Below are 13,790 nucleotides of genomic sequence, written 5' to 3'. Positions count from 1 at the left end.
AAAGCTTCTAGCAAAGCGAATTGGAGTATGCTAAATAAACAGTATTTTGGCAAACCTTCTTAGAAAGGTAAAGAATGATTGAATACAATTTAAATAATTTTGCTGTTTATGAAATTGATGCTCCTAGTAGCTCCAATAAAGCTGTTTTTTTTGGCCATGCAAATGGAATTCCTGCTTTAACTTATAAATCTTTACTTGAAAAAATGGCCAAAGAATTAAATGTCCATGTTATAACTTATGATATTCGAGGTTTTGGAAAAACCGAAAAACAATCTTTGGAAAAAAATGAAAATAAAGGTTGGTTCTGGGATATATTAGCCCAAGATCATGAAGAATTATTTTTTGCCATTCAAAAAAAGTTTCCGCAAATAAAAGAATGGATCTTATGTGGTCATAGTTTAGGCGCATGGCTTTCCATTCTTTCTATGCGCAAATTAAATGTAGCAAAAATTATTTTGATGGATCCACCTATCCTACCGGCAAAAGTTATTTTTCCTTGGTTTTTTTTACATTTAATAAAAAAAACACATTTATCCCCAATTAGTAAAAAAGTAAAAAAAAGAAAAAAATTGTTTCCTTCTTTTACTACAGCAGCTCAAGATCTGAAAAAAAGCAAATTAATGCAAAACTGGCCTGTTGAAAGTGTTGAAAATTATATTAATGGAAGTTTTCATGTAAAAGATCAGGATAGTGAAATCCATTTGCGCCATGATCCAAATTGGGAAGGAAAAATTTTTGAAGAATATCCTATGGGAGCTTGGCGTGGATTTATAATTATTCCTAAAGAAATTAGAGATAAAATACAACCCTATTTTTTAATCGGAGAAAATAGTGATACTTGTAATTTAAATGCTAAATATTGGGTAAAATTGTTTTTTCCAAAATTAAAATGGATTAAAATAAATAATGGAACACATATGTTTCCTATTGAACAACAAAAGGAAACTCTTGAAGAATTAAAGAAAATAATCAATGCATAGATATATTAAATTAAATGAGGTTTTGCATGAATTTCACTCCAGCAATTGATATTTCAAAGAATGAAGAGTTTTATACAAACTTATTTAAACTTGTTGATTCTTATATTATTTCAGAACCAGATTGGTTAGCTCAACTTACAAATTCATTGGCGCTTCTGAATGAAATGCTTCCCCAAGTTAATTGGATAGGAGTTTATCTGTTAAAAGACAAAGATCTTGTTTTAGGGCCATTTCAGGGAAAAATGGCTTGTAATAGAATTCCTTTGGAAAAAGGAGTTTGTGGAAAATCAGCTACAGAATTAAAAACAATGAATATTGATAATGTTGGAAAAATTGAAAACTACATTTCTTGTCATAAAGAAACATTTTCAGAACTTGTAATCCCAATTTTTTATCCCAATAAAAAACAGGAATTAGAACATTTGATAGGAGTTCTTGATATAGATAGCCCAGTCTTTGCTAGATTTACAGAAATTGATCAGAAAGGCTTAGAAAAAATAGCTCAATTGCTTGGCGATAAAATCAATTGGCCTGAACCTTCTATTCTTAGAAAATAAAACAAACGAAATAATCTTCATTACTTCTTTCAAAAAATGACTCAGGTGTGTCATAATATTCCTTAGAATTAATAATTTTTATAGGAATAAATAAATGAATGACAGCTTAAAACATATAAATTATCAAACAATTGAAGGTTTAAAAATGCTGCAAGAAGACGGTGAACCTGACTTCTTGCTCGACTTAATTGAAACATTGCTAAAAACAACTCCGCAAAAATTAGTTAATATTGAAAATTTTTTAAGCGCAAATGATCTTCAAGCAGCTGCAAAAGAATCACACTCAATTAAATCAAGCGTACGAGCATTGGGAGCTGATATTTTAGGCGGAAAATGTCAATCATTAGAAGATTTAAAAGCTACAAATGAAGTTGAAAAAGCAAAAAATATATTTAATGAAATTAAAAAAGAGTATGAAAATGTTGCAAATGAACTTTTACAAATTAAAGGTTCATTGAAATGAAATTTAAATGTTTTCTAATATTTATGTTTTTTTCCTTCATGCATCCTATTTTTGCTCTAGATGATTCTTCAGAAAAACCTGAAGAAATTATTCTAGATAAAAACTTTAAATATGTAATAAAACCCTTTTCAGTACCAATACAATTAGCAATCACAATTGATGATTTACCTGCCGCAGGTCCTGAAGCAAAATTCATGTCGCGTGAAGAAGTTTCCGCAAAAATAATCAAAGCATTAACTGATAATAAAGTTCCTGAAGTCTACGGATTTATGAATGGTATTTTACTTTACCAAAATGAATTACAGGCAAAAATATTAAAAGAATGGAAAAGTAACGGATTTTTACTAGGCAATCATACTTTTTCGCATTCAGATCTGAAAAAAGTTACTTCGGAAGAATTTATTCAAGATATTGAAAGAAATGAATCTATTTTATTAGATTATGTCCAAACTATTCCTGAATTAAAAATTTTTCGTTTTCCATATTTAATGGAAGGAAATACTACTGAGAAACGTTATGATATTCGCAGTTATTTTTCAAAAAGAAATTATGTTATAGCACAAGTAACTGTTGATTCAGAAGATTGGTCATATAATGATGCATTTATTCGTTGCAAAAGTGGCTATTTAGAAAAAGAAATAAATGAATTAATAGATCGATATATTACTCATATATTTCATGTATTAACCTATAGCGATAAATTAGGTCATTATATTTATGGACAGAATAGAAAATTTCCCCATATTTTATTGTTACATTATAACCCACTGAATGCAGCTGCATTACCTCAAATATTAGAAAAATTTAAACGAAATAATGTTAAATTAGTTCCTGCAAAAACTGCCATACTAGACCCAATCTATAAAGAAGATTTCCCACTACCTATGAAATTAGGTATCCCATTTTTTGAACAAATGCGCCGTTCAAGAAAATTAACTTTCAAAGAATTTCCGTTTCCATATTTAGAAGAATCATGGTTAAATTCAATTTGTAAATAATTTAGAACATTAAATTGAACATCATACCTGCTTCATTAGAAAACCATAAATTTCCATCTTGTATTGAATTAATTCGATTATAAAAAAATGAAATGTTATGATCATCTCTTTTTCCAATTTGCAATTTTGAGACAACTGCGACTCCATTTCCTCTACTACAATTATCTTTATCCCATAAACGGTTGTAATTAAACTCCAAATTTAAATAAATATTATCAATTACATAAATTGGAACACTTGCTTCGGAACGAAAGCCAAACCCCATAAATGCAGAAGGCGACCAATAATTCGTTGTATTGTATTTATAAGAAGTATTTTCATAACCGATACCTACCCAAATCCATGGTTCATCAGTAGCAATGCCATATAAAAGTGAAACATTAGAAACTGATTTTGTATTTTGATCGGAAATGTAAAAATAATTTTCATTCATTCTTGTCATTAAAAATGGAAAAAAGTTGTAAGTAAATGAAAAATTTAATACATCTGTAGTTAAGCGATCATTGGTACCGCCTGGTTGAATTGTATAGATATAAGCATAATCTCGATTAGCAGATAAAATTAAATCAAATAAATCATCTGAATGAAGAAACAATTTTATTTCACCACTATATATGGTTTTATCATTATTATTATTTGTATCATAAGCCCTGTGCGCACCGGAAGTAATATCTATTTGGAAATTGGAGCTGAACTTTCTTGCTAATAAAAAATAACCCCTTTGTCCATTATAATTATTTACAGAATTAAACCCTTGAGTAGTAAGTAAAGACCCACCAAAATCCCAACCAACTTCATTTTCATTTGCATAAGGAAAAGATAAATCTCGCCGATTGCTGCGAAATGCAATGCTTGAAGAATGCATAAACATTTCATCTGATGATTGATGATAGGAATAAATACCTGACAACTGACTCATTTCAGCCCAGCAATATATTGGAAAAAGTAGCACGATAATGAAAATTATAATTCTCATATATTTTCCTGTAAATTTATAATAACAGTGCTATTTGGATTTATATCATCAATTTTAATATAGTCATATGAATCCGTAGAATCTATTTTTAAACTCTTATTATTGATAAAAATATTGTATTTTTTATCTTTAATATTAGCTAATATTAATGAATAAGAATCAATTTTAAAATTATTATTATTTTTAATTAAAATTTTATTTTTTCCATTTTCAGTAATCAAATTAACAGAAATATTCTCTCTTTCTAGCCACCAAAGTGCTAAGTTAATATAGTTAGTTTTCCATACATTTTTTTTAGAAATATCTTTTAAAAAATTATCTAAAGCTTTTTCCAAATTTTTAGAGCCAAAATATTTAGCTGGAAAATTATAAAATGCAGCTCCATTTAATTTTTCAACTTCTAAAAATTGATTTAATAAATCATTATAAAGCAGCGATGAGTTGTGAAATTTTGAAGCCTTAAACATTTTTAGTTCTTTTGCATAATTTTTTGGGATATAAACAAAATTAGTTTCATCTAAGGGAACAGGGGATAATCTAAATAAGTTATGTTTACCTAAAAAATAATGCAATCCATTTTGCATAGAAGCATTTAAAGTTACAACATCAAATTTTGCATCAGATGCTTTGAATCCAAAAACTTTATTTTGCCAGGCTTCTTCAACTAGTAATCTTGAATTTTGAATTTCTTGGAACTGGAACTGCAAACTATTTCCTTGTAAAATTTTCTCATCTTCTCCAAGTGAAGCAAATTCTATACTTGGATTTCCTTCTTCCTCAATGAATTGCGGATTTTCTTGGATAACTTCTGAAGTTAGAAATATGGTCATTGGAAAGCGATAATCCTTAAAAATTTCAATATAATTTTTTATGAAATTATTATGCGCATATATTTCTAAGGAAGGGACAAACACAGTTTTTGCTAAATCTTTCCAAGCTGGTTTCAATACTTGTGGCAGATTCAAAGCCCATTGAAAAGAATTAAGAAACAGAAGTTCTAAGTAATATTGTTCAGATTCTAAAACCTTTTGATCTTTTACTGGAGGATCTAAGGCTAACCAAACTGTTCTAGCATTACTTTCTTTAAATACTCCTCGTACAACAAATTCTGAATCATATTTATCTGAACGAATTTCTGATTGGGTGTTTCCTTCAAAAATAGATGGAAATCCTGCGATAAAATGCGCATGAAATTGATTATCATAGGGAAAATAATTGAGTAATAATCCAGGAGGAACATCAATCCAAGGAATGCTATTTGCTTTAAAAAGTGTGGGATAATATGGTCTTTTTAGTTTACTTTTTTCTAGTTTTACACCAAATATTTTTTCAGCAAATTGATCACGATTGATATCTCCAAGCCCATCAAAATAACCTACTGCACCAGTGGCAAACACTGGAATTTTTTGATTGAGTATTTTCTCAATTTCAATTTTCGCTTTCTTGTTTAACGAAATTGAATTTGGTAGCAATAACAAATTTATTTTTCCGTAATCTAATTCACTAAAGTCTGAAAATATAGTATAATTAAACTTGTACTTATCAAAAAATAGTTTCCAACCCTCAAAAATTATGCCTTGATTTTTCTCAAACTCTTTATATTTATCTGGTTTATAAATTGCAATTTTATATTGATTCATTTTAGAAAAATTAGACTGCATAATTTTCTTTTTTTCTTCTGAAATAAACTCAATAAATGCTGGATCTTCTTGTAAAGAGTTTAATGGAAATTCTTTCATAAGTCCTTTTGCTAATAGACCTTCATATTTTTTAGTATCTATTGTTTTTTCACCCAGTCTAAAATAACTATAAAGGTACCCTGCAATAAGAGAAATAAAAATAATAATAGCTATAACAGCAAAAAAATTCATCAATGTTTTTCTATCACTTAACTTACTATCAAACTCATTTTTTTCTTTTTTTTCTTTTGCTTTAATATATGGAGCATATTTCTTAAAAAAAACACCTTCAATAATTTGAGTTGCATCAACTTTACCTAATTTCAGCAATTGCTTGAAGCGATATAAAAAATATGTAACTAAAGTAATAAAGAGCGTCGCAAGACACAATGATAGAACAAATATACTTAATATATTTTGTATAATCATGAGTCCATACCTTTGCGTTCTAATTTTGACCAATTCATAGGAAGTCGCAAAAACTCGTCTAGAATTGAAAAAAATCTCACTACTTCCAAGGAAAATGAATATGTAATGCGATTAATGGCAGAGTAGAAAAGTAAAGAATATGATCTTTTTTCTGTCACAATGCAAAATAAGGTAACAATTATATCAAGTATAACAAGTTGAAAAAAGAAATAACCAACAAAATTTTCAGAACTATGTATCAAAGTATAGGCTATAGAAAACATTCCAAAACCAAAATTAGCCACTGGTATAAATATTGATTCTAAAATCATATAAATAATAATAAAAAAGTTTTTTAAACTTTTATGTGGTAAAAATAACCAAATAATATTTTCTCTAATTGCTTGTACAATCCCTCTGTTCCAACGATATCTTTGAGAAATTAGTGAATTAAAGTCATCAGGTGCTTCCGTCACTGCAACCATTTTTGCATCATAAACAGTTTTGTAACCAGCCATTAAAAGTCTGATAGTTAATTCACAATCTTCAGCAAAAGTATTTGAATGATATCCTCCGACTTCAAGCAAAATATCTTTTCGAAAAAGGCCTACAGGACCTGGAATAACAATAACACTTCCCAAAAAGGACTGTGCAACTTTGAATAAATTTAGACCTGAAATGTATTCTAGTTTTTGGAAAGAGGTAATCGCATTATTGACGTTGCCAATTTCAACACTACCTGCTACGGCTGCGACTTTAGGATCTTGTTCAAAATATTTAATTCCAACCTCGATAGCTTCGGTATTTAATACACTATCAGCATCCATACAAAGAACATAATCGCCATGCGCTTCACTCACAGCTCTATTAAGAGCTGTAGCCTTCCCTGCGTTTTCTTGATGAATAGCCCGAATCCGCCCTTTTTTTTCAAGTAAAGAAATGACTTCAATTGTGGAATCTGACGAACCATCGTCAACAATTAATATTTCTATATTGGGATAATTCATACTCAAAATTGATTTAGCAGCATTATTAATTACTTTTTCTTCATTAAAGCAGGGAATAATCACTGTAACTAGAGGATAGTAATCTAGTTTTTCAATAGTTTTTGCAAAAAAATGATTGGCAAAACTAAAAAATAAATGACCTAGTAATCTTACAAATAGAAAAAGTAAATAAACCCGCATTGCATAAAAGAAACCAAGTTCTACACCTGTTAATTTAGAAAAATCATAACTTTTAAATAAAACAAATATGCAAAATGTACAAATTAGTAAGACAATAACAACAATGAAAAATAGCTCTTTATCTTTCATTTTTAAAATGTTTTTTCTTACCATATTATATACCTATTGATTAAACATTCCCGCATACTCTTATCGAGTTATAGAAAATAATAGGAATAGGCACATAATTCTTAGTAAAATAAATTTGACACGGATATTAAATATTAAAAATTTAGTAAAATATACAGTAATTAAAGGATTTACTGATGACAGATAGCCAGCAACCTGATTTTACAATTGAAAAAAAACCTGAAGAAAATATTGAGAAGAAAAAAATTTTGTACATAGATGATGATGAAGTTTCGCAAAAAATTATTTCCAAAGCACTTTCAAAACATTTTAAAGTTATCAGTGAACTTTCTGGCACAAATGCAATGGTCATTGCTGAAAAAGAAGAACCAAATTTAATTTTACTTGATCTCAATATGCCCAATATAGATGGATTTGAAATTCTAAGTTTTTTTCGCGCGCATCCAATTTTATCCTCAATTCCTATAATTTGTGTCAGTGGTGACAAAGAAGAAAGTACCAGAAGAAGAGCAAATGAACTTGGCGCAACTAAGTACATGCCAAAGCCAATTGATATTCTTCAAGTTTCAAATGATGTGAAAAATTTACTTAATATTTTAAATAATAGAATCAATAGCAATGACGGGAAATGTCAAGTTTTCATTGGATTTAACACATCTGAAAAAGATATGGAAATAAAAAGAGAAATTTTAGATTACTATAAAAAAGGAGAGAACATTTTAATTCTTTCGTTATTAGATGGCAAACATTTTTTTAAGAACATAGAAATTCCTGTTGAAGTTTTTGCGGAAGGAAAAATTGTTTTTTTGCAAATAAAACCCTCACTAATTTCACGATTGCCTTATTTAGAAGAATTATCTTCTGTCATTTTTGACATGAAAAGAATGCTAACTTTTGATTTAAATAGCTATATTCTTTTTTTTGATGACCCAGATGTTTTATTTAGTACAAATGAAGGAAATCAAATTTATTCTTCTATGTTTTTGATAAGAAACTCATTTAATACTGCCTTTAAAAATGTTTTTTACTATACAAAAACAAGCAAAGATAATAAAATTTCTGCAACAATAAATACGATGGCAAAAATTCTAGTTGGTAACTACTAAAGTGAAATTAAAATTATTGACTAACAACAAAGGAGGATTAGCTTTAAGAATAATTTTTACTTTAGCTTTTAATTACTTTTTCTTATTTGATATTGCTTTATCACAAACTATGTCAAAGACTATTTTTAACCCTTATAGTGAATTTACCGAATATCTTGAAAAAAAAGGGGATTTGTCTTTAAAAGAAGTAATAAAGAAAAATAATCTAAAATATATTACTCTTTCTTTTATTCAAGATGCTGATAAATGTCTTCCTGCATGGGATGGTTTAAAAAACAATAAAATTGATAAAATTGAAATTATCAAACTTTTAAATGAAATTAAATCAACTGATGTTTCTTACTTCATATCCCTTGGTGGGCAAGATGGAAATAATTTAGCAATTTATTGCAAAAATTCGGCTGAATTGCTTAAAAATTATGAAAAAATCATAAAAATATATCAGCCAGTAGGATTAGATTTTGACCTCGAAGGAAAAATTCTTGACAATAAAGTTGCCTTAAAAAAAATTATGAATGCTATTAAAGATTTACAAAATATCTACCAAAATTTGAAAATTTCGATAACAATACCTGTTATGCCTTCTGGCCTTAATTCTGTTACAAAAGAATTGCTATCTGAATTAGTAAACAAGAATATTAAATTTACAGTAAATTTATTAACCATGAATTATGCAGAAGATCTAAGTGGAAATATGTTTAAATATACACAATCGGCTCTTATAAATTCTTTTCTATTTTTAAAAAAAATACATAAAAAAGTAAAAAATGAATTTTTATTTAATACAATTTCTGTAACTCCTATGATTGGAAGAAATGATTTAAAAAACGAAATTTTTACACTTCATGATGCAAAAAATTTGCTTATAGAAAGCAAAAAGTTGAAATTATCTGAAATAAGAATGTGGTCGCTTGAAAGAGACAAAAGATGTCGTAAAAATCTCAACTTAAAAATATGTTCCGGATTAAAAAATCAAAAAAATTATGAGTTTACAAATATTTTTAATTCATTAAATATTAATTTTTAAAGAATTTTTCTTGTAAAAATTTATTTTTCAGTTAAATTTTTTTTAGATTTAGACAAGAAAGGTATCACTATGAATAAATCTTGGCTGAAGGAAGCAATGAAAAAAATAGAAGCTGATTTTAACAGATCTTCTGATACACATTTATTTAAGGTTTCTGTTCCTCAATTAAAAAATATTGATCTTTATTTTAAAGATGAATCCGCTCACCCTACAGGAAGCTTGAAACACCGTTTAGCAAGATCACTATTTTTATATGCCCTCTGTAATGGTTTCTTAAATGAAAAATCAACTGTTATAGAATCTTCATCTGGATCAACTGCTGTTTCTGAAGCCTATTTTGCTAAAATGCTCGGATTAAAATTTATTGCAGTAATGCCAGAAAATACTTCTAAAGAAAAAATTGCAAAAATAGAATTTTACGGCGGTTACTGCCACTTGGTGAAAAATCCAACAGAAGTTTCTAATGAAGCATTAAAATTAGGTAAAAATAAAAATTCTTATTTTATGAATCAATTTTTATATGCAGAAAAAGCAACTGATTGGCGTGGTAACAATAATATTGCAGAAGCCATTTTTTTGCAAATGAATAAAGAACGTTTTCCCATTCCAAAATGGATCGTAATAGGTGCAGGCACTGGCGGCACTAGTGCAACAATAGGAAGATACATTCGTTATAAATCTCTTGATACACAAGTATGTGTTGTTGATCCTGAACAATCTGTATTTTACGATTACTACAATAAAAAAATTACTGAAGATTTTGAGGCAAATTTTTCATCAAAAATTGAAGGCATTGGCAGGCCACGAGTTGAAAAATCATTCATCAAAGAAATTGTTGATCAAATGCTAAAAATACCAGATTCTGCTTCAATTGCTGCAATGCATTATTTGGCTGATTTTTTAGATTATAAAAGAGGCCCTTCAACGGGTACAAATTTTTGTGGAGTCATTGAAATCATCAAGCAAATGCAAAAGAAAAAAGAAGAAGGTTCTATTGTAACTTTGCTTTGTGATTCAGGTGAGAGATACGCAAATACTTATTATAATTTCAATTGGCTTGAAAAAAATAATTTTTTTATAAAAGATTATTATAATGATATAAGTAATTTTTTTAAAAAACTAAAGTAACCAAAATATTTAATTAAAATTTCTTACTTTTCAATACTTTTAAAATATGTTACTTAGAACTTCCACTTAACATGAAAGGAAGTAAAATGCAAAAGACTTTTTCTAACTACTCTCCCTCCACTGGTAAGAAAATTTGTGAAATAGAAATCACTCAAAATTATGAAATAGAAAGTGCTATTCAAAAAGCAAAAATAGGTTTTAAAACCTGGTCAACATTCACAGGACTGCAACGGGCAAAAATTTTGAATAAAGCTGCAAGTATTATCAGATCTCGCTCACATGAACTTGCGCAAATCGAAGTCCTTGATACAGGCAAACCTATAACTGAAGCAATTGAAGTGGATTTCCCTAGTGCAGCTGAGTCTTTAGAATATTTTGCGGGCTTAGCTCCCAGTATTCATGGTGAGCATGTTCAACTCGGAAAATCTTTCGCTTATACTAAAAAAGAGCCAATTGGTATCTGCGCAGGAATTGGTGCTTGGAATTATCCATTTCAAATTGCTTGTTGGAAAGCAGCACCAGCTCTCGCTAGTGGAAATGTTATGATTTTTAAACCATCAGAACTCACCCCTCTGAGTGCAAATAAACTTTATGAAATATTTTTAGAAGCTGGTATACCCGAGGGTGTATTCCAAGTTGTGCAAGGTGGAAGAGAAGTTGGAGAATATTTAAGTTTACATCATGATATTCAAAAAATATCTTTGACTGGTTCTTACTCAACTGGAAAAAGAGTTATGCAAAATGCTGCAAGTAATTTAAAACAAGTCAGCCTTGAATTAGGTGGTAAGTCTCCACTTATTATTTATGATGATTTTGATATGGATAAAGCTGCACAAATTGCAATAAACGCAAACTTTTATAATCAAGGTGAAATTTGTTCCAATGGAACTAGAGTTTTTGTTCACCAAAAAATTAAAGATAAATTCACTGATTATTTGCTAAATAAAGTCTCCAAACTCAAAGTTGGTGATCCTTTTGATCAAAATACTAAATTAGGTGCCCTTATTTCAAAAGAACATTTCAATAAAGTAATGGGCTATATTGAAAAAGGAAAATCAGAAGGAGCGAGATTAATTTATGGAGGCAAAACTCTAGAATGGAGTCCAAGTGAAAGCCAATTTGCAAACGGAAACTTTTTGTTACCTACTATTTTTACAGATTGCCATGATGATATGACGATTGTTAAAGATGAAATATTTGGTCCTGTGATGTCAATTCTTTCCTTTCAAAATGAAAATGAAGTTATTGAAAGAGCGAATAATACACCTTATGGACTAGCATGTGGGATATTAACAAATGATTTAAATCGAGCACACAGAGTTATAAACCAAATTCAAGCCGGAATGTGTTGGATTAATAGTTATAATTTATGCCCAGTTGAAATTCCTTTTGGCGGATTTAAAGCTTCTGGGTTTGGAAAAGAAAACGGTATAGCTGCTATTGAAAGTTATACTCAATTAAAAACTGTTTATGTTGATATAGACAATTAACCAATCAGTCTTTTTTTGAATTTGGTTATTAAATTTTTTAAATTGTGTGGACCCATTGTTATGATTAAAAAATAACTTAATATCAGAATAAAGAGTCCACCTATACTAAGAGAACTTAAATTTAGCAAAAACCCCTTCTTCAAGAAAATTAAGGTTTCTAATTTTGCCCAAAATTTATTCGTCAAATAAATTCCAAGAACTCCAAAAAAGTAAGAAAGTATAGCGAATATAATAATTTTGAAATTAAAGAATTTTCCGCCTGCAATGTAGGGATTATCGCCGAAGTATTTTTTTTGAAAATTTCTTTTTAAGAAATAATAATTTAGAAAAAAGTCAAAGGCTGTAGAGGTACTGTATGAAATACCTAAGCCAATAATTCCATACTTTGGTGCTAGAATTGAACTTAAAGTAGCATTTAATAGTAAATAAATAAAAGCATTATATATAATTTGTTTGGTAGAATTGATAGCATAATATGCATTGAGAAGTACCTTTGAACCTGCAGCAAAAGTAATTCCAATTGAATAAGAGCAAACTGCTAAAGAATTTTGAATTGTATCATAATTTGTTACTTTTCCATGTTCAAATAAGACTGAGTAAAATGGAACAATGAGTATAGAAAAACTTAGAGTTGTAATACTAGAAAGCCATAATACTGTTTCTAAACTTTCAGTAAGTAAACTGGAAAATTTTTTATTTAATCCTTCATTAACTGCTTTAGTTAAAATAGGGTGCGCAGCAAAACCTGTCGCTACTCCAAATAATCCTATTGGTACTTGGATAATTGTAATGGCGGTTATAATATAACTTAACACTCCAGAACCTATACTAATTGCATAATAAGTATTGATCATTAAAGCAATAACAAGTGCTCCTTGTGCAATGCCTCTAGGAACCATTAAAATTAGTACAGTATGTAAAGGTTTATATCTAAACCAATGGAAGAAATTAAAACTGGGAAATTTTAATAAACCTAAATGATAAAGCGGAATATATTGATAAATCATTTGAAAAAATGCACCCAACATGGCGCCTACTGCAATTGCATAGATTGGATTGATTGAGAAATGGCTTAAAAAAGGAGAGCAAAAAGCGCAACCAATGATCCCAACATTGAGAAAAGCAGAACTATTCATTGCACGAAATGTTTGCCCAAGAACAGATAAAACTCCCATTGCAACAGCATTTAACATGGTGAGAGGTAAATAAAATCCTAAAATTTTAAATAACTGAGAAGCCAGTTCTAAATTTCCTGAATTTTTAAATTGCTCTCCTCCAATTAGCCGCATGAATGGTGTTGAAAATAGCATGGTTAAAAATGCTATGAGAAGGGTTAAAAATAAAAAGAAACCTATGATAACTTGAATAAGTTCTTTTTCAGCTTCTTTTCCTTTAGCTCTTTCATCAACTAAAACTTTAACAAAAGCAGCTGATAGAGCTCCATCTGCTAATAAATCTCTTAAACTGTTCGGAAACCTAAAAGCCGTATTAAATGCATCAAGTGAATGTGATAATCCAAAAGTTGCATTTACAACCGCTGTTCTTAACACCCCAGAAGCTCTCGAAAGCAAAACACCTAACATTGCACCAAAACTTGCTCTTCCTAATTGCTTTGTATCTTTCTGCAAATTGCTTTCTTCATGAATTCCATTTTGCATTTAG

At 29.0% G+C, this 13,790-nt stretch carries 12 protein-coding genes; 8 read left to right on the top strand and 4 right to left on the bottom strand.

The features are described from left to right. Positions 1-74: 74 nt before the first annotated feature. The 4 genes from QEJ31_RS13445 (at position 75) to QEJ31_RS13430 (ending at position 2,998) form a co-directional block, all read left to right on the top strand. Entirely contained in the window at positions 75-980 is a 906-nt protein-coding gene (locus QEJ31_RS13445; protein WP_280590875.1) for an alpha/beta hydrolase, read from the top strand. Between the two features lie 26 nt (positions 981-1,006). Next, positions 1,007-1,537: a GAF domain-containing protein gene (locus QEJ31_RS13440; protein ID WP_280590873.1), complete on the top strand. Its 531-nt coding sequence runs from the start codon at positions 1,007-1,009 to the stop codon at positions 1,535-1,537. Between the two features lie 94 nt (positions 1,538-1,631). Further along, complete coding sequence (locus QEJ31_RS13435) at positions 1,632-2,000, top strand: Hpt domain-containing protein (RefSeq protein WP_280590871.1); 369 nt, start codon at positions 1,632-1,634, stop codon at positions 1,998-2,000. Then, on the top strand, positions 1,997-2,998 hold the full coding sequence (locus QEJ31_RS13430) for a polysaccharide deacetylase family protein (RefSeq protein WP_280590868.1): 1,002 nt from the start codon (positions 1,997-1,999) through the stop codon (positions 2,996-2,998). Before QEJ31_RS13435 ends, QEJ31_RS13430 begins: the two co-directional genes overlap by 4 nt. 1 nt (position 2,999) lies before the next feature. On the opposite strand, the gene QEJ31_RS13425 is transcribed toward QEJ31_RS13430, so the two are convergent. Genes QEJ31_RS13425 through QEJ31_RS13415 form a run of 3 tightly spaced genes read right to left on the bottom strand, consistent with a single transcriptional unit; the run spans position 3,000 to position 7,401 of the window. Continuing rightward, positions 3,000-3,974 carry a hypothetical protein gene (locus tag QEJ31_RS13425; protein ID WP_280590866.1) on the bottom strand — a complete coding sequence of 325 codons (975 nt, stop codon included), beginning with the start codon at positions 3,972-3,974 and terminating at the stop codon, positions 3,000-3,002. After that, on the bottom strand, positions 3,971-6,082 hold the full coding sequence (locus tag QEJ31_RS13420) for a hypothetical protein (protein ID WP_280590864.1): 2,112 nt from the start codon (positions 6,080-6,082) through the stop codon (positions 3,971-3,973). Before QEJ31_RS13420 ends, QEJ31_RS13425 begins: the two co-directional genes overlap by 4 nt. Further along, complete coding sequence (locus QEJ31_RS13415) at positions 6,079-7,401, bottom strand: glycosyltransferase (protein ID WP_280590863.1); 1,323 nt, start codon at positions 7,399-7,401, stop codon at positions 6,079-6,081. The genes QEJ31_RS13420 and QEJ31_RS13415 overlap by 4 nt, the downstream gene beginning before the upstream one ends. 152 nt (positions 7,402-7,553) lie before the next feature. Between QEJ31_RS13415 and QEJ31_RS13410 the strand changes: the two genes are divergently transcribed. From QEJ31_RS13410 to betB, 4 genes are all read left to right on the top strand, one after another. Further along, positions 7,554-8,483, top strand: a complete 930-nt coding sequence (locus QEJ31_RS13410) for a response regulator (protein ID WP_280590861.1) — start codon at positions 7,554-7,556, stop codon at positions 8,481-8,483. Position 8,484: 1 nt separating this feature from the next. Further along, complete coding sequence (locus tag QEJ31_RS13405) at positions 8,485-9,510, top strand: glycosyl hydrolase family 18 protein (protein WP_280590859.1); 1,026 nt, start codon at positions 8,485-8,487, stop codon at positions 9,508-9,510. A gap of 69 nt (positions 9,511-9,579) precedes the next feature. Next, the gene (locus QEJ31_RS13400; protein WP_280590857.1) at positions 9,580-10,638 is read left to right on the top strand and encodes a PLP-dependent cysteine synthase family protein; all 1,059 of its coding nucleotides are present in this window, start codon (positions 9,580-9,582) and stop codon (positions 10,636-10,638) included. Between the two features lie 86 nt (positions 10,639-10,724). Further along, on the top strand, positions 10,725-12,128 hold the full coding sequence (betB, locus tag QEJ31_RS13395; RefSeq protein ID WP_280590855.1) for a betaine-aldehyde dehydrogenase: 1,404 nt from the start codon (positions 10,725-10,727) through the stop codon (positions 12,126-12,128). Here betB and QEJ31_RS13390 read toward each other — a convergent pair. Continuing rightward, a complete protein-coding gene (locus QEJ31_RS13390; protein WP_280590853.1) occupies positions 12,125-13,786 on the bottom strand; it encodes a lipid II flippase MurJ in 1,662 nt (553 codons plus the stop codon). The two genes, betB and QEJ31_RS13390, sit on opposite strands and share 4 nt — an antisense overlap. Between the last annotated feature and the right edge of the window lie 4 nt (positions 13,787-13,790).

The sequence above is a fragment of the Pigmentibacter sp. JX0631 genome, from assembly GCF_029873255.1.
Taxonomy (GTDB): Bacteria; Bdellovibrionota_B; Oligoflexia; order Silvanigrellales; family Silvanigrellaceae; genus Silvanigrella.
The sequence above is the reverse complement of the archived record's forward strand: the minus strand, read 5'-3'. Positions and strand labels throughout refer to the sequence as shown.

Excerpts from the sequence above, each read along its gene's own strand:
- QEJ31_RS13445 (WP_280590875.1), top strand. The coding sequence starts at position 75 with ATGATTGAATACAATTTAAATAATTTTGCTGTTTATGAAATTGATGCT.
- QEJ31_RS13440 (WP_280590873.1), top strand. The coding sequence starts at position 1,007 with ATGAATTTCACTCCAGCAATTGATATTTCAAAGAATGAAGAGTTTTAT.
- QEJ31_RS13435 (WP_280590871.1), top strand. The coding sequence starts at position 1,632 with ATGAATGACAGCTTAAAACATATAAATTATCAAACAATTGAAGGTTTA.
- QEJ31_RS13430 (WP_280590868.1), top strand. The coding sequence starts at position 1,997 with ATGAAATTTAAATGTTTTCTAATATTTATGTTTTTTTCCTTCATGCAT.
- QEJ31_RS13425 (WP_280590866.1), bottom strand. The coding sequence starts at position 3,974 with ATGAGAATTATAATTTTCATTATCGTGCTACTTTTTCCAATATATTGC.
- QEJ31_RS13420 (WP_280590864.1), bottom strand. The coding sequence starts at position 6,082 with ATGATTATACAAAATATATTAAGTATATTTGTTCTATCATTGTGTCTT.
- QEJ31_RS13415 (WP_280590863.1), bottom strand. The coding sequence starts at position 7,401 with ATGGTAAGAAAAAACATTTTAAAAATGAAAGATAAAGAGCTATTTTTC.
- QEJ31_RS13410 (WP_280590861.1), top strand. The coding sequence starts at position 7,554 with ATGACAGATAGCCAGCAACCTGATTTTACAATTGAAAAAAAACCTGAA.
- QEJ31_RS13400 (WP_280590857.1), top strand. The coding sequence starts at position 9,580 with ATGAATAAATCTTGGCTGAAGGAAGCAATGAAAAAAATAGAAGCTGAT.
- betB (WP_280590855.1), top strand. The coding sequence starts at position 10,725 with ATGCAAAAGACTTTTTCTAACTACTCTCCCTCCACTGGTAAGAAAATT.
- QEJ31_RS13390 (WP_280590853.1), bottom strand. The coding sequence starts at position 13,786 with ATGCAAAATGGAATTCATGAAGAAAGCAATTTGCAGAAAGATACAAAG.